Source organism: Agrobacterium sp. Azo12, assembly GCF_029193765.2.
Lineage (GTDB): Bacteria > Pseudomonadota > Alphaproteobacteria > Rhizobiales > Rhizobiaceae > Agrobacterium.
In genome coordinates, this window is the sequence record NZ_JARFYO020000001.1 from 2,762,537 (window position 1) to 2,782,669 (window position 20,133).

At 55.6% G+C, this 20,133-nt stretch carries 18 protein-coding genes; 8 read left to right on the forward strand and 10 right to left on the reverse strand.

From position 1 onward, the window contains the following. Positions 1–48: 48 nt before the first annotated feature. Together PYL13_RS13240 and PYL13_RS13245 are read right to left on the reverse strand one after the other, a co-directional pair. On the reverse strand, positions 49–387 hold the full coding sequence (locus tag PYL13_RS13240) for a TIGR01244 family sulfur transferase (RefSeq protein WP_192488486.1): 339 nt from the start codon (positions 385–387) through the stop codon (positions 49–51). A 138-nt stretch (positions 388–525) separates the two neighbouring features. Next, the gene (locus PYL13_RS13245) at positions 526–1,362 is read right to left on the reverse strand and encodes an aldose 1-epimerase family protein (protein WP_275641644.1); all 837 of its coding nucleotides are present in this window, start codon (positions 1,360–1,362) and stop codon (positions 526–528) included. A 155-nt stretch (positions 1,363–1,517) separates the two neighbouring features. Here PYL13_RS13245 and PYL13_RS13250 point away from each other — a divergent pair, with 155 nt between their 5' ends. Then, positions 1,518–2,897 carry a L,D-transpeptidase family protein gene (locus PYL13_RS13250; protein ID WP_441296641.1) on the forward strand — a complete coding sequence of 460 codons (1,380 nt, stop codon included), beginning with the start codon at positions 1,518–1,520 and terminating at the stop codon, positions 2,895–2,897. An 82-nt stretch (positions 2,898–2,979) separates the two neighbouring features. Here the strand turns inward: PYL13_RS13250 and PYL13_RS13255 are convergent, their stop codons facing one another. Next, positions 2,980–4,137, reverse strand: a complete 1,158-nt coding sequence (locus tag PYL13_RS13255) for an MFS transporter (protein ID WP_250982387.1) — start codon at positions 4,135–4,137, stop codon at positions 2,980–2,982. Positions 4,138–4,317: 180 nt separating this feature from the next. Between PYL13_RS13255 and PYL13_RS13260 the strand changes: the two genes are divergently transcribed. Further along, positions 4,318–5,112 carry an AraC family transcriptional regulator gene (locus PYL13_RS13260; RefSeq protein WP_259144114.1) on the forward strand — a complete coding sequence of 265 codons (795 nt, stop codon included), beginning with the start codon at positions 4,318–4,320 and terminating at the stop codon, positions 5,110–5,112. 61 nt (positions 5,113–5,173) lie between these two features. On the opposite strand, the gene PYL13_RS13265 is transcribed toward PYL13_RS13260, so the two are convergent. The 7 genes from PYL13_RS13265 to PYL13_RS13295 all read right to left on the reverse strand — a co-directional run bounded on the left by PYL13_RS13265 (position 5,174) and on the right by PYL13_RS13295 (position 13,193). Next, positions 5,174–5,890 (reverse strand): ParA family protein, encoded by a 717-nt coding sequence (locus PYL13_RS13265; protein ID WP_275641647.1) that lies wholly within the window; start codon positions 5,888–5,890, stop codon positions 5,174–5,176. Between the two features lie 309 nt (positions 5,891–6,199). After that, entirely contained in the window at positions 6,200–6,580 is a 381-nt protein-coding gene (locus tag PYL13_RS13270) for a hypothetical protein (protein ID WP_275641648.1), read from the reverse strand. A gap of 14 nt (positions 6,581–6,594) precedes the next feature. Further along, entirely contained in the window at positions 6,595–7,740 is a 1,146-nt protein-coding gene (locus PYL13_RS13275; protein WP_275641649.1) for an iron-containing alcohol dehydrogenase, read from the reverse strand. After that, positions 7,737–9,125, reverse strand: coding sequence for an aldehyde dehydrogenase family protein (locus PYL13_RS13280; RefSeq protein ID WP_192488478.1), 1,389 nt, complete (start codon positions 9,123–9,125; stop codon positions 7,737–7,739). The genes PYL13_RS13275 and PYL13_RS13280 overlap by 4 nt, the downstream gene beginning before the upstream one ends. 111 nt (positions 9,126–9,236) lie before the next feature. Next, positions 9,237–10,607: a glutamine synthetase family protein gene (locus tag PYL13_RS13285; protein WP_275641650.1), complete on the reverse strand. Its 1,371-nt coding sequence runs from the start codon at positions 10,605–10,607 to the stop codon at positions 9,237–9,239. Between the two features lie 73 nt (positions 10,608–10,680). Then, on the reverse strand, positions 10,681–12,180 hold the full coding sequence (locus tag PYL13_RS13290) for an amino acid permease (protein ID WP_250981910.1): 1,500 nt from the start codon (positions 12,178–12,180) through the stop codon (positions 10,681–10,683). Between the two features lie 221 nt (positions 12,181–12,401). Continuing rightward, positions 12,402–13,193, reverse strand: a complete 792-nt coding sequence (locus PYL13_RS13295) for an N-formylglutamate amidohydrolase (RefSeq protein WP_275641651.1) — start codon at positions 13,191–13,193, stop codon at positions 12,402–12,404. A 178-nt stretch (positions 13,194–13,371) separates the two neighbouring features. On the opposite strand from PYL13_RS13295, the gene PYL13_RS13300 reads away from it, so the two are divergent. The 6 genes from PYL13_RS13300 (at position 13,372) to PYL13_RS13325 (ending at position 20,075) form a co-directional block, all read left to right on the forward strand. Further along, a complete protein-coding gene (locus PYL13_RS13300; protein ID WP_192488474.1) occupies positions 13,372–14,250 on the forward strand; it encodes a MurR/RpiR family transcriptional regulator in 879 nt (292 codons plus the stop codon). 298 nt (positions 14,251–14,548) lie between these two features. Next, entirely contained in the window at positions 14,549–15,655 is a 1,107-nt protein-coding gene (locus PYL13_RS13305; RefSeq protein ID WP_192488473.1) for an ABC transporter substrate-binding protein, read from the forward strand. A gap of 97 nt (positions 15,656–15,752) precedes the next feature. Then, the gene (locus tag PYL13_RS13310) at positions 15,753–16,643 is read left to right on the forward strand and encodes an ABC transporter permease (RefSeq protein ID WP_275641652.1); all 891 of its coding nucleotides are present in this window, start codon (positions 15,753–15,755) and stop codon (positions 16,641–16,643) included. Next, positions 16,640–17,422 carry an ABC transporter permease gene (locus PYL13_RS13315; protein WP_192488471.1) on the forward strand — a complete coding sequence of 261 codons (783 nt, stop codon included), beginning with the start codon at positions 16,640–16,642 and terminating at the stop codon, positions 17,420–17,422. Before PYL13_RS13310 ends, PYL13_RS13315 begins: the two co-directional genes overlap by 4 nt. 10 nt (positions 17,423–17,432) lie before the next feature. Beyond that, entirely contained in the window at positions 17,433–18,494 is a 1,062-nt protein-coding gene (locus PYL13_RS13320; RefSeq protein WP_275641653.1) for an ABC transporter ATP-binding protein, read from the forward strand. Between the two features lie 249 nt (positions 18,495–18,743). Next, complete coding sequence (locus tag PYL13_RS13325) at positions 18,744–20,075, forward strand: MFS transporter (protein WP_250982388.1); 1,332 nt, start codon at positions 18,744–18,746, stop codon at positions 20,073–20,075. The last annotated feature ends 58 nt before the right edge of the window (positions 20,076–20,133 follow it).

Consider the following 20,133-nt stretch of genomic DNA (forward strand, 5'->3'; position numbering starts at 1 on the left):
AAGCTTATGAAATTTCCTGCCCCATTTCGGGCAACGTGCAAAAACGACTTAGCCGCGCAGATGGTGGGTCTTGTCGTAGATGGCAGTCGAGCGCGCGCCAGAGCGGCAGTAGCCCAGCATCGGACGCTGCAACTCGTCAAGCGCATCCACCATTCCGGCAACAGCTTCACCATCGACACCGTTACGACCAACCGGCACATGTGCAATGGTCAGACCCAGTTCTTCCGCCCGCTCGGCAATATCGGCAAACAGAGGCTGGCCCTCTTCTTCACCGTCTGGGCGGTGGCAAACGATGGATTTAAAGCCGAGCGCCTTGATCTGATCCAGATCGGCAACGCTGATCTGCCCGGTCACTGAATATTCATCGTCAATACGTCGGATATCCATCTTCAAATCCTCCTGAAATGCCTTGGCTCGGCAAGCCTTTCGGCCCTTCGCCTCTAAAATTGAAGTGCCAAGGGTGTAAGGCGAATTGGCCGGTGCGTCAATCGACAAGCAAATGCCAGCACCGGGTTTAAAACCGCATCAGGCAATGTGGAAACGCAAACCGTATGACCGCGTTTCGCCCGGCTGCAACATGTTAAACTCACAACTGGCGGCAAGCTCCTCACGGCTGACCCAGCGGTGCGAAACCGGCTCGATGCCAAGGACATGGGCAGGCGCCTTCTGGTTACGCCACATTTGTAGATAAGGCAGAGTATCGGTGCGGAACTGCACTGTCAGGCTCTTGCCGCCAAGCGAGGCAATCGGCCCCAGACGAAGCGTTGCCCATGCCGCATTGCCGGTAGCTGGCACACAGAATACGCTGCCCGGCTCCTCGCCAAACCGCCAGTTGAAGCCACCATCCTCCAGCATGTCGCCTTCGAGCCGCACATTGTCATCGAACAGCCGTGCCCCGACATTCATGTGGTACATCAGAAATACCGGTTGCACAGTATCACTGGTGTTGGTGATCGTGTCGTCCAGCGCCACTTCACCGGTTGTCCCGTCAATCGTCCAGACACGCTGCAACAAGGCCGTGCCACCAGTGGCAAGCCGCACCGGAATATCCGCTGCGATCCTTGCCCTTTTCTCGCCGACGTCCCAGGCGGTTATCTCAGCCGGGTGGGACGAGAACGAGCCATGCAGCGGATATTTGCGCCCTGTGGCATCCCCTTCAATCGGCTGCGGATGGCGAATGTGGTCAGGGCCACAGGTGAACAGGAAACCTTCCAGAGAGTGATCGATGCGCGGGTCGCCATCATCAGGAATAGCCCTGCCCGGTGCGATATTGATTCCCTCGACAATGCAGGAACCGATGTCCAAAACCGACGTTTCATCCAGATGAATAACTGGCGATTTACCTAGTTGAATGTCTCGCATGCGGCCTCTCACTGGCAGTTGAACTATATTTTACCGTGAACGTGCACTGAGACATGATGAAATTAACGTAACGTTCACTTCGAATTCATCTTTTTCACAATAGGGTCAATATTGTGATGTGTAGGTGGATGAAAAGAGTGAGGAAAAGCGGAATCGTGAAACAGTTTCTTAAAACAACTTTTTTCGTGGCTGTTACCACTTTGTCCGTCTTGCCGTTCAGTTTTGCTGACGCGCAGGACCGCTATCGCTATGCCACTCAGGAACAGCCACTGCTGGTGACTCCGGATGGACGCGTGCTTGATTTCATTCCGCAACGCAGTGACATCGTCATCAGCCGCGACCGAATGGGCCGCACCGTTTTCTATGATAGCTATGGCAACCTGCTGGCCACGGAAATGCCGCCGGAGGCTCTGCGCGGGCAGCAGCCTTCCCGCGAAACATATTATCCGCCAGCACCTGGCCACTCACAGCGCGATATCGGCTATTACGACAATGGTAGCGTTCGTGATTACCGCGAATATCGTAATGATGGGACAGACCGTGACGTCTACACTGGTTCTGTGCCCGCACCTGGCGCCATTGAAAGCGCACCGCTGGAGCAGCCAATGCCCGGCGAAAGCACGACAGCCGCCGTTCCGCAGCCGGATCGCCTGATCGAGCGCCACGCCCCGGTTACCGCACCGACCAATCGTTCGCGCCAGGAAATTGTCGCACTTCAGACATTCCTCGACCGTGAAGGCATCTCGCCCGGCGTCATCGACGGCAAGATGGGTTCCAACGTCACCAAGGCCATTTCGGCCTGGCAGGACATGACTGGAGAAACACTGGACCCGAACAACTCGGAAGATATTCTGGAGCGCCTGCGCATGTCCGGTGGCATGGCCATTGTCAACTACACGATCACCGCAGCCGACGCTGCCGGTCCATATGTTGCAGCCATTCCTGACGACTACAGCCAGAAGGCGCAGCTTCCTGCCATGTCGTTTACCTCGGTCACGGAATCGCTGGCCGAACGTTTCCACATGGATGAAACCTATCTGAAAGAGCTGAACCCCGGCATTGACTTCACGGTGCCCGGCTCGATCATCAAGGTCATCGATCCCGGCAAACCGAAGGCCGGCTCGGTTGCGCGCATCGTCGCCCACAAGGGCATCAAACAGGTATTCGCCTATGACGAAACCGGCACGCTGGTCGCTGCCTATCCGGCCACCATCGGTTCTTCTGACACACCGTCGCCAAGCGGCATTCACACCGTTGAACGTATCGCGCTGAACCCCGGTTATACCTACAACCCGAAAATCAACTTCCAGCAGGGTCAGAACACTCAGATCCTGCAGATCCCGCCAGGCCCGAACGGTCCGGTTGGCACCGTCTGGATTGCCCTGTCGAAACCGACCTACGGCATTCATGGCACACCGGAGCCATCCAAGATCGGCAAGACCAACAGCCACGGCTGTATTCGCCTGACCAACTGGGATGCCACCGAATTGGCCAAGATGGTCAAGCCCGGCGTGGTTGTGGAGTTTGCCGAATAAGGCCTCCAACCATTCTCACGACATAAAAAAGGCGCGACACTTATTAGGTGTCGCGCCTTTTCGTTTGTCTTCGTGGAGGCCGTCAGACCTTGATCTTGTGTCTGCGACCCTTGCCGATATCCGGCAGCAGCACTGTCAGCAATCCAAGCAGAGGCAGGAACGAGCACACCTGGTAGACGTAGACGATGCCCTTGTGGTCAGCCACCACGCCAAGTGCCGCGGCACCGATACCGCCAATACCGAAAGCGAAACCGAAGAACAGTCCGGCAATCATGCCAACCCGGCCCGGCACCAATTCCTGTGCAAACACCACGATTGCCGAGAAGGCCGATGCCATGATCACACCGATGATGAATGTCAGGACAATCGTAGTGTTGTAGCCGACGTAAGGGAGCACCAGCGTAAACGGCAGCGCACCAAGGATCGAGAACCAGATCACGAACTTCGTGCCGAACCAGTCAACAACTGGTCCACCAGCAACCGTACCGATGGCGACGGCGCCGAGGAACACGAAGAGCAGGATCTGTGCATATTGCACCGACACATCGAAACGCTCGATCATGTAGAAGGTGTAATAGCTCGAAAGGCTGGTCATGTAGAGGTACTTCGACAATACCAGCAGTGCCAGAACGGCAATGGCCTTCATGACCTTTGCGCGGGGCAACACGATAGCTGGTGCAGCAGCCATACGCTTTGCGGTGGCAACACGGTGCTGCGAATACCATCTGCCCACCTGGAACAGAATGATCATGCCAGCCAATGCCGCAGCAGAGAACCACGCAACGCTTTCCTGTCCACGCGGCAGCACGATGAATGCAGCAAGCAACGGTCCAAGTGCCGAGCCAAAATTGCCGCCCACCTGAAACAGTGACTGCGCCAAACCATGGCGGCCACCTGAGGCAAGACGTGCAACACGCGAGGATTCCGGATGGAATACCGCAGATCCCAGACCCAACACACCGGCTCCCAGCAGCAGGACCGCATAGGAATGCGCATAGGCCATCAACAACAGGCCGATGAGCGAAAAGCCCATGCCGACCGACAGTGAATACGGCAGCGGACGTTTATCGGTGTAAATACCGATCAACGGCTGAAGCAGCGACGCAGTGACCTGAAACACCAGTCCAAGTAGACCGATCTGCGTGAAGTCGAGCGCATATCCGTCCTTGAGCATGGGATAAAGCGCCGGGATAAGCGACTGCATCGTGTCATTCAGCAAATGACAGAAGCTGACAGCCATGATGATGCCGAAGACCGTTTCTTCCGCTTTGTGTGTTTCCAGACCTACTGAGTTATTGGCCACTTTCGTCTCCATTATTTGACATAATCCAATAAGAGGATTGTGGCACCCCCGCTTTCGTGTTTTGGTCCATTTATTACGCGAGTGGGCCAAATGCAGCAAAAGAAGCCACAAGAAATAATGGGACCCCGCAGCAAGCACTATGACAGGCTGTGGGCGATAGAGACTGCGGCGGGTCCGGTTCACACCTCACCCAACCATTACAGTGCTGGTGATCTGGTTGAACGCCACAGCCACAAGAGAACACAATTGCTTTATGCGCGCTCCGGCGTGGTGCTTGTCACCACCGATCAGGGTCGCTGGATGGTGCCACCTGAACACGCCTTGTGGATACCGCCGGGTGTCGAACATTCCGTGGAGATGTTAGGTGCCGTAACCATGCTGTCGCTTTATCTTGATGCCAGTGCCGTGCCTGACCTCCCCGCCTTCGTGCGCGTGGTTAGCATAACCGGTCTAGCACGAGAGCTGATCATCGAAGCCGTGCAACCGCCATCGGACGACAACAGCCGCGAACGCGCCGAGCTGATCCTGCCGCTGCTGTTGAATGTCGTGGCCAAACTGCCGGACATTTCGCTCGGCCTGCCATTCCCAGAGGATCCCCGCCTTGCTGCCTTGTGCCGTCGGTTCATAGTCAACCCGACGCCGGATCTCATAATCGATGTCTGGGCGAGAGAACTGTCGATGAGCAGGCGCGCCTTTACCCGCGCTTTTCGCCGGCAAACCGGCCTGTCACTGTCCGTGTGGCGCCAGCAGGCCTGTCTGTTTGCAGCATTACCGCGCCTTGCGGCCGGTGAAGCCGTAACCACTGTGGCGCTCGATCTCGGTTATGGCAGCATTCCAGCCTTCACCACCATGTTCAAACGTATGCTCGGTACCTCTCCCCGCTCCTACCTCACCTCGCACAGCAATCACTGAAAACAAAAACGCCCGCTGGTGATGCAGCGGGCGAATATCTGTGCCTGAACAGGGAGCCGTATCAGGCAACCTTGCGTCTCAGAATGCTGGGAACGTGAGGTACGCTACGCACAACCCTGACCGGCAAAAGCCGCAGAATTTCCTTGGCAAGCGACTGGGCGTTTTCTTTTGCCTTGTCGAGATTGCTGACCTTGAGTGGATCGAGACCCGAGAGCGTACCGCCATAGTCAAAAATGTCTCGATACGCCGCACGCTCGGCAATCGCTGTGTCGAGCACGCGCACGTTTTTGGTCGCCAGAAGGCCTTTGACCAGTAGCAACGAACGGGTGGTGATCATCGCATTGACGCGCGTCAGCACAACCGAATGATCAATCTTTCTGCCGGTCTTTTCGGTGAGGAATTCAATCAGTTCCAGAACCTGCGCGCCACCGCGCGCATCCATCGCACAGCCCTGAATGGGAATGACGACATGGTCGGATATGCCAAGCGCCATCGTCAGCAACGGGCTGCGGGTGCCAGGCATATCAATGATAAAACAGTCCGTATTGGCTTTGTTTTCTCGGATATGGGCCTCAAGCGACGAACTCGTGACGTGCGAGATAACCGAGAGGTTCGGAATATGCCCGGAAAGTTCGTGCCAGCGAGAGATCCAGTGCTGCGGATCGGCATCAAGGATGGTGACGCGATGGCCCATACGGGCAAGTTCGGTTGAGAGCAGGAGCACGGCGGTGGTTTTACCGGCGCCACCTTTGGTATTTGCGAATGTAATGACTGGCATGGAGCCCTCGAAGTGATGCAGAGCCTAATTTCATCGCTCCTGAAGGCACCTCACGCTCATGGTGCCAGCCCATATTCTTAACGATTATGGTTAATGAACCGGAAATTTTGGAAAGATTGTAAATTTGCCAAAACGCAAAACCACCGCGAAAAAACTGCTGGGGCATTCACGCACAAGGCATTGTTGCATAAAGGCTTTTTGACACAAAAACGACAAAGGGCCGTATAGGTGCTTCCCCATACGGCCCTCATATTCCAACCGCGAAATGCAGTATCGATTCCTTAAAGGTTCAGAATGCGCTCGCCTGTTTTATGCCTGCTTGCGGCAAGACCCGACATCTGAGGCGCGTAAACGTCCGGCTTTCAGGTCTTCATATTGCGGCAGGCTGGCATCCGGACCTCCGATACTGGCCTCATAGGTCGCACGGTCAATGCTGATTGTGCGGCCGCTGCTGGTAAAGCCGATCATGCCCTTTTTGCCTGAATAGGCCACGCCAACCTTCATTTCGCAAAAGTAGCGTGTCCCGCTTTTCATCAAGGTCCAGCCCCAGATACCTGCCTTGTTTTTGGCAAGTGGTCCGACCGCGTAACCCTGCCCTGTCAGGCTTTTGAAGCTCTCTGCTTGCGCACCGACTGGCAGACAAAAAAGCGCCACTGCAAAGAGTGGCGCAAAAGTAGAGTGTTTGAACATTATCGATCTGGCTTTCAGAAGCAGTCTTCGAACAGTTTTTTGGTGTTTTCCAGTGTCATCGGCACCGGATTACCGCCGCAGCTTGGGTCCTTGATGGCTTCGGCTGTCAGCTCATCAATCCGGTCTGGCTTGATGCCCATTGCCGTCAGATTTTCTGGCACACCCAGCTCTTTGCGAAGCTCAAGAACGTAATTGTAGAAACCGTCAAAGCCACCCTCAATGCCGAGATAGGCTGCCGCGCGAGCAATCTTGTCTTCAATGGCGGAGCGATTGAAGCGCAGAACCGCCGGCATCACCACCGCATTGGTCATGCCGTGGTGGGTGTTGTAGACAGCGCCGATCGGGTGCGAAAGCGAATGGATGGCACCGAGACCCTTCTGGAAGGCAACAGCGCCCATGGCAGCAGCAGCCATCATATTGGTGCGGGCTTCGATATCGCTGCCATCCCTGTAAGCGCGTGGCAGATATTCCTTCACCAGACGCAGACCTTCCAGCGCAATGCCCTGGCTCATTGGATGGAAGAACGGTGACGAATAGGCCTCAAGGCAATGGGCAAAGGCATCCATGCCGGTACCGGCGGTAATCATCTTCGGCATACCAACCGTCAGTTCCGGATCGCAGATAACAACGCCGGGCAAGAACTTGGGATGGAAGATGATCTTCTTCACATGGGTCTTGGAGTTGGTGATAACGCTGGCGCGCCCGACTTCTGAACCGGTACCTGCGGTGGTCGGCACGGCAACGATCGGGGCGATGCCGTCTACATTGGCACGTGTCCACCAGTCGTCAACATCTTCGAAGTCCCATACCGGCCGGGTCTGGCCAGCCATGAAGGCGACCGCCTTGCCAAGATCAAGGCCGGAGCCGCCACCAAAGGCAACAACGCCGTCATGACCACCGTCCTTAAACGCCTTTACACCGGCTTCAAGGTTGATTTCATTCGGGTTCGGGTCAACTTCGGCAAAGATCGCACGACCAAGACCTGCCTGCTCCAGAATATCCAGTGCATGGCCGGTAATTGCCATGCTTGCCAGACCACGGTCGGTTACCAGCAGTGGCTTCTTGATGCCAAGTGTCTTGCAGGCATCCGCAAGTTCCTTGATCCGTCCGCGGCCCAGCTTGACAGCGGTCGGATAGCTCCAGTTCGCGACAATATTCATTTCGTGACTTTCTTCAGATGGTAGGATTTCGGACGGGTCAGGTTCTGGAAACCGATGACCGACAGTGAACCGCCACGGCCGGTTTCCTTCACGCCGGTCCAGCACAGAGCAGGATCGAGGTAGTCGGCCCGGTTCATGAACACGGTGCCGGTTTCAATCTCGCGACCAATCCGCCCTGCCCGTGCCGGGTCTTGCGTCCACAGGGATGCGGTCAGTCCGTATTTGCTGTCATTCATCAGTGCGATGGCTTCGTCGTCATTCTTGACCTTCATGATGCCGACGGCAGGACCAAAGGTCTCCTCAGTCATGAACTCCATGGAGTGATCGACATTGACCAGGATCTGCGGCGCGACATAGGCGCTTTCACCATCATCGGCAGCAAACAGCTTTGCATCGACCAGCGGCTTTGCACCCTTGGCAACCGCATCGGCAATCTGCTGACGCACTACCTTGGCAAAACGCTTGTTGGCCATCGGGCCCAGTGTCGTTTCCTGCTCCAGCGGATTGCCGAGTTTGTAATTGGAAACCCAGGCAACCGACTTTTCGACAAACGCATCGTAAAGCGCTTCATTGACATAGATACGTTCGATGCCGCAGCAGCATTGGCCGGAATTATAGGTCGCGCCATCCATCAGCGTATCGACCGCTGCATCAAGATCGGCATCTTCCATGACATAACCGGGGTCCTTGCCGCCAAGCTCCAGACCAAGGCCGGTAAAGGTACCAGCTGCAGCCCGCTCGATGGAACGACCGCCTTCAACCGAACCGGTAAAGTTGACGAAGTTGAACAGGCCTTCGGAGATCAGGGCAGACGTGGTGCCATGGTCCAGAAACACATTGATAAACACGTCTTCGGGTACGCCCGCCTCGACAAAGGCACGTACCATGCGCTCACCCACCAGAAGGGTCTGGGCGGCATGTTTGATAACGATTGTATTGCCTGCCATCAGAGCCGGCGCAACCGTGTTGATCGCAGTCATGTAAGGGTAGTTCCATGGTGCGATGACAAACACGACACCATGTGGTTCGCGTTCGATACGGCGTTCGAAATTGCCACTTTCTTCGATCACCAGCGGTGCCAAAGCATCAGCCGCAATCGAGGCGACGTAATTGGAGCGCTCGTTGAAACCCTTGAACTCACCACCATAACGCACGGGGCGGCCCATCATATGCGCCAGTTCCGGCACCACCTCACCGACCATTTCATTGAGGCGTGCCACGCCCTTCAGCACCAGTTGCACACGGTCCTCAAGGGGACGCCGCGCCCAATCCTTCTGTGCCTTGCGTGCTTTGGCAACAGCAGCCCGTGCCGCGTCCAACGACAGCGCCTCGCGTTCGGCATACACCGAACCATCAATGGGTGAGATATTCTGGATCATAACCATGATCGTTTTCCTGTGTTAACGGAATGACGCAAACCGCTGTTTTCGTCGCTCCATATTCTTGTCTTTTAACACTGGACCGAAACCGCATCTGACGGCTCGACCCAGTGTTGCTTATGCTCGCTCGAAACCGCGTGCGACCTCCCAGTCAGTCACGCGACGGTCGTATTCTTCCTGTTCCCACTCGGCAGCGCGCACATAGTGGTCAATCACTTCATCGCCAAAAGCAGACCGCAACATGGCAGATGATTTCAATTCCGCAGTTGCTGCGCGAAGGGTGTGTGGAATTTCCCGCACCTCTTTCGCACCGTAAGCATCTCCTACGAAAGCAGGCTCCAATTCAAGTTTCTTCTCAATGCCATCAATGCCTGCTGCAATCAGCGCCGCCATGGCAAGATACGGATTGAGATCGGAACCACCCACCCGGCACTCGACACGGATCGCCTTGCTGCCTTCACCGCACAGGCGATACCCTGCCGTGCGGTTGTCCTTGCTCCAGATAGCCTTGGTTGGTGCAAACGTACCAGCCATGAACCGCTTGTAGGAGTTGATATAGGGCGCAAGGAAATAGGTAATCTCGCTGGCATGCGCCAACAGACCCGCCATGTAATGCTTCATTGTGTCAGACATGCCATGCTCTGCCCCCTTGTCGAAGAAGGCTGGCGTCTTGCCATCAAGGCTCCACAGTGACTGATGAATATGTGACGAACTGCCGGCGGAATTATAATTCCACTTGGCAAGGAAGGTGATGGCCTTGCCCTTGGACCAGGCAATTTCCTTGGCAGCATTTTTGATGATCGAATGGCGGTCGGCCATGGTCAGCGCATCGGCATACCGCACGTTGATTTCTTCCTGACCGGGCGATGCCTCACCCTTGGAATTTTCCACCGGAATGCCTGCTCCCTGCAGCCCCTTGCGCAGGGCCCGCATCACATCCTCCTCCTTGGTGGTCTGGAAGATGTGGTAATCCTCGTTGTAACCGCTGGCGAGGTGCAGATTGCGATATCCACTTTCACGGGCCGCATCATAGGTCTGGTCGAACAGGAAAAACTCAAGCTCCGTTGCCATGAAGGGCTTCAACCCCATCTCGGCCAGTCGCGCCACCTGCTTTTTGAGGATGGCACGCGGTGAATGCGGCACCTCTGCATGAGTGTGATGATCCAGTACGTCGCACAGCACCAGAGCCGTGCCTTCCAGCCATGGCACGCGCCGCAGCGTCGAGAGGTCAGGCTTCATGGTATAATCGCCATAACCCTTTTCCCAGCTTGTCGCCTTGTAGCCGGCAACAGTCTCCATCTCCATGTCGGTCGCCAACAGGTAGTTGCAGCTGTGCGTTTCTTCATGGGCACTTTCCACGAAAAATTCCGCCTGAAAACGCTTGCCCATCAGGCGACCCTGCATATCAACCAGACATGCCAGCACAGTATCGATACGCCCTTCGGTCACGTCTTTTTTCAGTTCATCGAATGTATAGGTGGCGGTCATTTTTTATCTGATCCCTCAATCGAAAGGAGACGGCCCGAATTATGGGCCGTCCGTTTCTTTTTATTGGCGTGCGTCAAGCACGCGTAGCGGCCTGCTTGTGCTCCAGAGCAAACTCTTCTTCCGGAGACAGGATCAGGCGATGCCGGCCAACCAGTGCGAAATACGCAATGGCAATGGCAAACCATACGGCCACCCAGACAACACCCTTTGAAAAGTTAGGGTCCTGAACCTGATACAGCAGGGTTACGACAGCAATGATGATGGTCAGCACGGCTCCTGGAATACCGACGGGAGAACGGAATGGCCGTTCAATGTGCGGCAGATTGCGGCGAAGCATGATGAACGAGATCGCCTGCATGATGTAGGAGAACATCGCACCAAACACCGCCATGTTCAGCAGCACACTGCCGATGATGCTGCCACCCTGGTCTGCGCCCAGCGAGAACCAGATTACCAGCATTACGCTGAGACCGACGAGAGCACCGGTCAGCATTGCAACATGCGGTGTCTTGAACTTTGGATGAGTGACAGAAAGTGCTGTCGGGAAGTATCCGGCACGCGACAGCGAATAGATCTGGCGTCCCTGCGCATAAAGGATCGTGTGGAAGCTGGCGATCAGACCGGTCAAGGCAACGAGACCGAGCAGAACCACGCCACCGTCACCATAGACGGCCTTGAAACCATCTAGCAGCGGCTCAAGCGACGAACCGAGATGGAAGGCACCCACGCCTGGCAGCGATGGGTTGAGCAGCACGATCATGAATGCCGAAATCATCAGAGTGATAATGCCGAGAATGATGCCCTTCGGCATATCACGCTTCGGATCGACAGATTCCTCGGCCGCCAGCGGCAACTGTTCGATGGCAAGGAACAACCAAACGGCAAACGGCAGCGTGGCCAGAACACCGGAAAAACCGAATGGGAAGAATGATCCATTGCCCTCTGGCAGTTCAACCGCAGCGCCATCGGGCCCGACGCCGATGTTCAATGCCCAACGCGAAAAGTCCATGTTCGGAATGGCGCTAATCCAGAAGAACACCAGAACACCGAGCGAAATCAGCGTGATGACCAGCGTTACCTTGAAGGAAAGCTCAAGCCCGAAAATGTTGAGAGCAAGGAAGATGACGTAGAACAACACCCATAAGAAGGGTGAATAGACGGGATCGAGCCCAAGGATTGAGTTCACATAGGCCGTGATGAAAGTCACGATAACGGCGGGGGTGAGAACATATTCGACGTTCTCGCAAAGGCCGGTGATAAAACCGCCCCACGGACCCATGGCCGTGCGGGCAAAGGAATAGGCCGCACCGGTATGCGGCAATGCTGGGCTCATTTCAGCAATGGAAAGAGTAAGGCCGAGATACATGACGGCGATAATTATGCCCGCGACGAGCATGCCACCCCATCCGCCGGTGGAGAACCCGAAGTTCCAGCCGGAAAAATGACCTGAAATAACCGCGCCAACCCCAAGTGACCAAAGTGACCACACACCGGCGTAGCGTGAAAGTCCTCGTTTTTCGAAATAGGAAGCGTCTGCTTTTTTATAGCTGACGCCTGCTGATGAACTGTCCATGCTCTTCTCTCCTGAAAAAGAAAAAACAGGCAGTCAGCCGGAATGGCCGATTTTGCCCCAGTTGATCGGGTGCGTTCGGAACGATTGATCCGCTAGCGCCCATGCGCATTTACTGTTCCCCTGCAGCACTTCGCGCCTTTTCGGCTGTCTGAACGTGCGGCAGTATTTCCAGTGTTCTTATTGCGAGTGCGGATCTTTGCCCGCCATCTCCCCAGATTGTTTCACCGTGCCAACGATGACAGTGCCTGTTTCACAAGTCTCGCCACAAAATCCGCGGCAGCTTCCTGCTCCTTTTCATCCCTGATGAGATCGTTGCGAATTTCGATCATCACGTTGAGCAAACCTTCCGGCAGTGCGTGCAGGCGCAATGTGTGCGTCACGCCATCTTCCGGTCCGTAAGGCTGGTTTCTTTCCACCTGATAGGATTTACCCCCTTCAGGAGAATCACTCTTTGCCGCCGCCAGCATTCCATCGGCCAGACGGCTGTCGACGTCATGAAGAATGCCGACCTGAACCTCACGGAGCTGGCCGTAATAAACAGGCGTGAAGCTGTGAATGGTCACGATGACAGGCTGACGCCCCTGCGACAGGCGGGCGGCAATAATGTCATCCACCTGCTCGTGGAACGGCATGTAAACCGCCGATGTGCGGGCAAAACGCTCGGCATCGGAAATCTGCCGATTACCCGGTATTTCATAAATCTCGCTGGAAGACGGCATTGCTGCCACGGATTCCGGCGGGCGGTTGCAGTCGTAAATCAGCCGGGAATATCGTTGATAAACAAGGGTTGCATCAAGCTTGCCCACCAGCAGTCTGGAGACCGCCAGTGCGCCTGGGTCCCAGGCAATGTGGCTGGACAGCACATTGGCATCCAAGCCTAGCGTGCCAAAATACTCCGGAATTTCCCGTGACGCATGTTCGCAGATCAATAGCACATCACCGACAGCATCCGCGTTTTCCACGGCGACAGTGTCACCCTCAGCATCAGTGAAAAACCGTGAACGCAAAGTCATGCAAAGAACCCCGCCAGATCATGCCACGTCCCCACGCAGCAAGAAAAGAATTCTTCACCATTCACATTCTGTCAATGAAATTCTGAAAAAATCTTTTCAAGTTTTCGATTGACTCCCCCAACATCCCCATTGTTAATCTGCAAATCCAGACCGGCAAAAAGACCGGAGGGGGAACAATTTGCAAAGTGCAGCGGCAACCGTATCGGATGTCATCCATAGCCATTATGAAAACCTGACGAGAGCTGAAAAACAGCTCGCGGAAAGCCTGCTTGCCAACTACCCCGTCTCAGGACTGGGCAGCATAACCACGGTCGCGGAAAACGCTGGCGTCTCGACGCCGACCGTTGTGCGTATGGTGCAGAAGCTTGGCTTCAAGGGATATCCGGAATTTCAGGCAAGGTTGCATCAGGAGCTGGAAGCGACGATTTCCGGGCCGATCGCCAAACATGACCGTTGGGCATCCAATGCTCCCGGCCTGCACATTCTCAACCGCTTCGCTGATGCCATTACCAGCAACCTGCGCGACACGTTGAGCGATCTCGACACCGCCTCTTTCGACAATGCCGCTGCGCTGCTGGCAGACCGCAAGCGCAGCCTCTATTTCGTGGGTGGCCGTATCACAGGATCGATCGCGGAATATTTCTTCACCCATATGCAGGTCATCCGCCCGAAAACGACGCTGATGTCGTCCAACTCCAGCTCATGGCCGCAATATATGCTGAACATGAGCGCCGGTGACGTGCTGGTGATCTTCGACATCAGGCGTTACGAACATGACATGGCGACCCTTGCAGAGGTTGCCCATGCCAATGGCGTCAGCATTCTGCTGTTTACCGACCAATGGACCTCCCCTGTCGCAAAACATGCACTGCATACGTTTAGGGTGCGGATCGAAGCGCCGTCCGCGTGGGATTCGTCCGTTGTTACCCTGTTCGTTGTTGAAGCCCTGATCGAAGCCGTTCAGAGCCGTTCATGGGACGAAACAAAGGAACGCATGAACGCGCTGGAAGGACTTTTCGAGCAGACACGTCTGTTCCGCAGACCCGACAGAACATGAACATCAGTCAGAATGCATATTCCTTGACGAAAATTGCATCTGCTGCTTGGATAACCTTACAACGCTTCCGGCGCGTGATGGGGAGAACATAAGCCGGAATAGACGCCTTGAAATTTTTCACTGAACAAAAAAATATTTTTCCGCTCCATGGGTTGCAACAAAACGCAAAGATGGCGGAAAAAAGGCGAAAAGCGGCGGAATCCGGATAAGGGCAACGCAATCTGATCGTCACATTAAGTTCACGTAACGGAAGTATCAGCGTCCGCCGACGCCTGAGAAACACGAAGAGGAGAAAAAAGTGATCTCTAACAGCCGCCGCCTGCTAGCACTGTCTACAGCCATTGTGATCGCCTCCACGGCCGTCGCATCTGCTCAGCCAAGTGCAGAACTCATCGAAGCAGCCAAGAAGGAAGGCATGCTTACTACTGTCGCCCTGCCACACGACTGGTGTGGTTATGGCGATGTCATCGCAGCCTTCAAAGCCAAGTATCCAGAGATCACCGTCAACGAACTGAACCCAGACGCCGGTTCCGCTGACGAAATCGAAGCCATCAAGGCAAACAAGGACAACAAGGGTCCGCAGGCTCCTGACGTTATCGACGTCGGTCTGGCTTTCGGTCCTCAGGCAAAGGCTGAAGGGCTGTTGCAGCCTTACAAGGTTTCCACCTGGGACGAAATTCCAAACGAAGTTAAGGATGCCGAAGGTTACTGGTACGGCGACTACTACGGCGTTATGTCCATCATGGTGAACAAGGATCTCGTATCCAACGTTCCAACCGACTGGGCTGATCTGCTGAAGCCGGAATATGCTGGCCAGGTTGCTCTTGCTGGTGACCCACGTGCTTCCAACCAGGCTATCCTCAGCGTTCTGGCTGCTGGTCTTGCTTCCGATGCCAAGTCTGGCAAGGACGCCGGCGAAGCTGGCCTGAAGTACTTTGCTGAACTGAACAAGGCTGGCAACTTCGTACCAGTTATCGGCAAGGCCGGTACGCTGGCACAGGGCGCAACTCCGATCGTCATCGCGTGGGACTACAATGCTCTGTCCTGGGCAAAGACACTGAATGGCAACCCTCCGACAGAAGTTGTCGTTCCTGCCAAGGGCGTTCTGGCTGGCGTTTACGTACAGGGTATCTCGGCTTACGCGCCACACCCGAACGCTGCCAAGCTTTGGATGGAACACCTGTATTCTGACGAAGGTCAGCTTGGCTGGTTGAAGGGCTTCTGCCACCCGATCCGCTTCAACGCGATGGCAAAGGCCAACAAGATCCCTCAGGATCTGCTTGATGCCCTGCCACCAGCAGCTGCTTACGAAAAGGCATACTTCCCGACCCTTCAGGAAGTTGACGACAACAAGGCCGCTGTAACAGCTGGCTGGGACAGCGTTGTCGGCGCGAACGTTCAGTAAGCATTGATACAAGCCGCCCCGGCCATTGCGTGCTGGGGCGGTTTTTATAAAATTGAAGCAAGAGACCGCATCAACTGCGGCGTTTGGGGCACACGGCATGTCATCAGCCAACACTGGCGCGACCCGGCAGACAAGCAAGCGACCTCGTCTTCCGCTTGATTGGCTGGGCGTTGTACCTTTTCTTATATTCGTTCTTCTTTTCCTGTTTTTGCCGACGATGAAAATCGTCATTGGCGCTTTTCAAAATCCTGATGGCAGTTTTACGCTGGATAATATCAAGGGGCTCTACACGCCCTCGATTATCGCCGCTTACTGGATTTCCATCAAAATCAGCATCGCCTCGGCCCTTCTCGGCTGCCTGATCGGTTTTGGTGTGGCCGCAGCCGTTGTGCTGGGTGGCCTGCCCAACTGGATCCGTAGCCCGCTGCTGACATTTTCCGGTGTTGCTTCGCAGTTCGCCGGTGTGCCACTGGCCTTCGCCTTCATCGCCACACTCGGCCCTGTTGGTCTCGTCACGGTTTTCCTGAAAACACAGCTCGGTCTTGACCTACGCCTGATGGGCTTCAACCTGCTGTCGTTCTGGGGCCTGACCATCACCTATCTGTTCTTCCAGATCCCGCTGATGATCCTCATAATCACCCCTGCCCTGGATGGTTTGAAGCGCGAATGGCGCGAAGCCGCCGAAATCCTTGGCGCCAGCGGTTTCCAATACTGGCGCATGGTGGCATTCCCCATCCTGCTTCCGTCCATTCTCGGCACCATGTCGCTGCTGTTTGCCAACGCCTTTGGCGCCGTTGCAACGGCGATCGCATTGACCGGCTCATCGCTGAGCATCGTACCTATTCTGCTGTTTGCTCAGATCCGTGGCGACGTTCTCGGCAACCCGCATCTGGGTTACGCACTTGCATTCGGCATGATCGTACTGACCGGCATTGCCAACGCGCTTTATATCTGGCTGCGCGCCCGCAGCGAAAGGTGGCTGAAATGAAGCGTATTTTTGCCTGGGGTGCACTGGTTTTCGGCATTCTATATTTTGCCCTGCCGTTGATCGGCATGACAAACTTCTCCATGAAAATGCGACGCGGCGAATATTCCTTCGACGCTTACGCCAAGGTGCTTGGCGATCCGCGTTTTCAGGAAACCTTCAGCTATTCTGTCATGATGGCGCTTTTCACGATCGTGTTCGGCGTGTTGCTCGTGGTTCCGACTGCCTATTGGGTGCGTCTTAAACTGCCAGCGCTTCGCCCTTACGTCGAATTCGTCACGCTGCTGCCACTGGTTATTCCAGCCATCGTTATCGTGTTCGGTTACATCCGCCTTTACAACACCTCGAGCTGGCTACCGCTGACCGGCTCAGCCTTCGGCACCGACCTGTTGTTGATGTTCGGATATGCAATACTTGCTTTGCCCTACATGTATCGCGCCGTCGATACGGGTCTGCGTACCATCGACATCGGTACACTGACTGAAGCCGCCCAGAGCCTGGGCGCTGGATGGTTTACCATCCTGTCGCGCATCATCCTGCCAAATGTGCTGGTTGCCGTACTGTCAGGCGCATTCCTGACATTCGCCATCGTCATTGGTGAATTCACCATGGCAGCGCTTTTGAACCGCCCCGCCTTCGGACCTTACATGCAGTTGCTCGGCGCCAACCGCGCTTATGAGCCTGCCGCCCTTGCCGTGATTTCCTTCGGCATTACATGGGGTTGCCTTGGTCTGATCCAACTCGTCTCACGCTACCAGAAGGGCGCGCCTCCAAAGGCCTGAGGAAGATTTTATGAGCTTTTTGACACTTCAGAACATTAAAAAATCTTTTGGCCCGGTGCAGGTCGTCCATGACTTTAACATGGCGATTGAAAAAGGTGAGTTCATCTCGTTCCTCGGCCCATCGGGATGCGGCAAGACCACTATCCTGCGCATGATCGCCGGTTTCGAGACACCGAGCGACGGCGACATTGTTATCAACGGTCGCAACCAGACGACATTGCGGCCAAACCAGCGCAACATTGGCATGGTGTTTCAGGCCTACGCCCTGTTTCCAAACATGAACGTGTTTGAAAACGTCGCATTCGGCCTCAAGGTCGCTGGCAAGCCAAAGAGTGAGATCGACGCACGCGTCAAGGAAATGCTGGCGCTCATTCACCTCGAACATCTGGCAGACCGTTACCCCTATCAGATGTCCGGTGGTCAGCAGCAGCGTGTTGCCTTGGCCCGTGCTCTTGCGCCAAAGCCGGAAGTGCTGCTGCTCGACGAGCCGCTCTCGGCTCTCGACGCCAAGATCCGCGTGTCGCTACGTGAAGAAATTCGCCAGATCCAGCGTCAGCTAGGCATCACCACCATTTTCGTGACCCACGATCAGGAAGAGGCCTTGTCCATTTCCGACCGCATCGTGGTGATGAATGCCGGCCGTGCAGACCAGATCGGCACGCCGTTTGAGGTTTACAACAAGCCAGAAACCCGCTTCGTGGCATCCTTCGTTGGCACGCTCAACATTCTTGAGGCAACGGTGGTTGATCCGGCTAGCGCCACGGTCAAGATCGGCGAAACGACACTGAAGTTGGCAGAACCGATTGCCACTCACAAACAGGGCGACAAGTTTTCGCTGGCGCTTCGCCCGGAAGCCGGAACGCTGTCTGCATCGGAAAACAAGGACTCGTCGATTTCCGGAAAGGTGCTAAGCAGCAACTTCCTCGGCTCGGTCATCCGTACGCGTCTGGATGTCGCCGGTCACAAGATCTCGTTCGACATGTTCAATAATCCCGGCATGCAGCCACCAGAACATGATTCTGTCGTGACCCTGTATTTCGACGCGCGCGACCTTCTCGTTATCCGCGAGTAGGAAATACAATCGATTTAAACAGGCTTTGCGCCGCTTTTGTTCACCATCGGGCAAAAGCGGCCAGAAACCGCTTGTAATCCCCCTGACGATACCGCATTCAACCGCCCGGACAGTGAGTTTCAGACATTCCGAACATGCCACCATGCGCCGGACAGTCTCCTCAATGTTGTATGCGCAATCCATTGCCATGACATAATTCAAACGAGCGGCGGGTTGCGTGGGGTCACCTACGAAGAGAACGGCATCATCATGTCTCCCACCACGACACCGGCGGCTGCCCGCCCCCTGAATTCACAGGATTACCGTACACTCGGCCTGTCCGCACTTGGCGGCGCGCTTGAGTTTTACGACTTCATCATTTTCGTCTTTTTCGCCACCGTCATCGGCCACCTGTTTTTCCCGGCCGACATGTCGGACTCGGTGATCATGATCCAGACCTTCGGCATTTTTGCTGCCGGTTATCTGATCCGCCCGATCGGTGGCATCGTACTTGCCCATTTCGGTGACCGTTATGGCCGCAAGCGTGTGTTTGCTTTCTCCATTCTGCTGATGGCGCTTTCGACGCTCGGCATGGCGCTGATGCCAACCTATGCATCAATTGGCATTGCTGCCCCGATCATGCTGGTTATCCTGCGCATGTTGCAGGGCGCTGCCATTGGTGGCGAAGTGCCGGGCGCCTGGACATTCGTGTCTGAACACGTGCCATTCCGCCGTGTTGGCCTCGCCTGCGGTTTCCTGACCTCCGGCCTGTCGCTCGGCATCATGCTCGGCTCGCTCATCGCGACCGCCATCAACAGCATTTTCACGCCTGAGGAAGTTGCCGCTTACGCCTGGCGCATTCCGTTCTTCATCGGTGGCATCTTCGGTCTCGTTGCGGTTTACCTGCGCCGTTGGCTCGAGGAGACCCCGATCTTCAACGAGATGAAGAAGTCGAAGTCGCTGTCGCGTGACCTGCCACTCGGCACCGTTTTGAAGAACCACAGACGCGGCGTCATCATTTCTGCCCTGCTGACCTGGGTTCTGTCTGCAGCAATCGTCGTCACGACACTGATGACCGCTACCTTCCTGCAGAAGCTTTATGGCTACTCGGCGCTTGAATCACTGGCTGCCACCAGCTTTGGAACGCTGTTCCTGATCATCGGCGTCATTCTGGCCGGAGCACTGGTCGACAAGATCGGCAGTGGCCGTTTCTTCATGGGCGCCAGCGTGTTTTTCGGTATTGCCACTTTCACGTTCTACAGCTTTGCCGGTACCTCGCTCACCGCCCTTTTCGGCCTTTACGCGGTTATGGGTTTCTCGGTCGGTATCGTCGGCGCAGTGCCATACGTGATGGTCCGTGCCTTCCCGGCATCGGTGCGTTTCTCCGGCATGTCCTTCGCCTACAATGTCTCCTACGCGATCTTTGGCGGCCTGACACCAGTCGCCGTCACGACCGCGCTGGCTTACACCCCGATGGCTCACGCCTGGTATCTGGTGTTCATCGCCGTTCTGGCCTTTGCCATTGGTGTCTACCTGCATCTGCGTGGTGACGAAGTGGAAAGCCATGTCGGCATCGAGGAACTGGAAACATTGCGCGCCTGACAAGGCCGCCGCCTCGCCGTCCCAAAGGGCGGGCGAACACAGTCTTTTAGACAACAAA

Bases quoted from the DNA above. Each gene is read 5' to 3' on its own strand.
- PYL13_RS13310 (WP_275641652.1), top strand. From the start codon at position 15,753: ATGTCATCAGCCAACACTGGCGCGACCCGGCAGACAAGCAAGCGACCT.
- PYL13_RS13315 (WP_192488471.1), top strand. From the start codon at position 16,640: ATGAAGCGTATTTTTGCCTGGGGTGCACTGGTTTTCGGCATTCTATAT.
- PYL13_RS13285 (WP_275641650.1), bottom strand. From the start codon at position 10,607: ATGACCGCCACCTATACATTCGATGAACTGAAAAAAGACGTGACCGAA.
- PYL13_RS13245 (WP_275641644.1), bottom strand. From the start codon at position 1,362: ATGCGAGACATTCAACTAGGTAAATCGCCAGTTATTCATCTGGATGAA.
- PYL13_RS13290 (WP_250981910.1), bottom strand. From the start codon at position 12,180: ATGGACAGTTCATCAGCAGGCGTCAGCTATAAAAAAGCAGACGCTTCC.
- PYL13_RS13275 (WP_275641649.1), bottom strand. From the start codon at position 7,740: ATGAATATTGTCGCGAACTGGAGCTATCCGACCGCTGTCAAGCTGGGC.
- PYL13_RS13280 (WP_192488478.1), bottom strand. From the start codon at position 9,125: ATGGTTATGATCCAGAATATCTCACCCATTGATGGTTCGGTGTATGCC.
- PYL13_RS13255 (WP_250982387.1), bottom strand. From the start codon at position 4,137: ATGGCTGTCAGCTTCTGTCATTTGCTGAATGACACGATGCAGTCGCTT.
- PYL13_RS13325 (WP_250982388.1), top strand. From the start codon at position 18,744: ATGTCTCCCACCACGACACCGGCGGCTGCCCGCCCCCTGAATTCACAG.
- PYL13_RS13270 (WP_275641648.1), bottom strand. From the start codon at position 6,580: ATGTTCAAACACTCTACTTTTGCGCCACTCTTTGCAGTGGCGCTTTTT.
- PYL13_RS13295 (WP_275641651.1), bottom strand. From the start codon at position 13,193: ATGACTTTGCGTTCACGGTTTTTCACTGATGCTGAGGGTGACACTGTC.
- PYL13_RS13265 (WP_275641647.1), bottom strand. From the start codon at position 5,890: ATGCCAGTCATTACATTCGCAAATACCAAAGGTGGCGCCGGTAAAACC.
- PYL13_RS13260 (WP_259144114.1), top strand. From the start codon at position 4,318: ATGGGACCCCGCAGCAAGCACTATGACAGGCTGTGGGCGATAGAGACT.
- PYL13_RS13320 (WP_275641653.1), top strand. From the start codon at position 17,433: ATGAGCTTTTTGACACTTCAGAACATTAAAAAATCTTTTGGCCCGGTG.
- PYL13_RS13240 (WP_192488486.1), bottom strand. From the start codon at position 387: ATGGATATCCGACGTATTGACGATGAATATTCAGTGACCGGGCAGATC.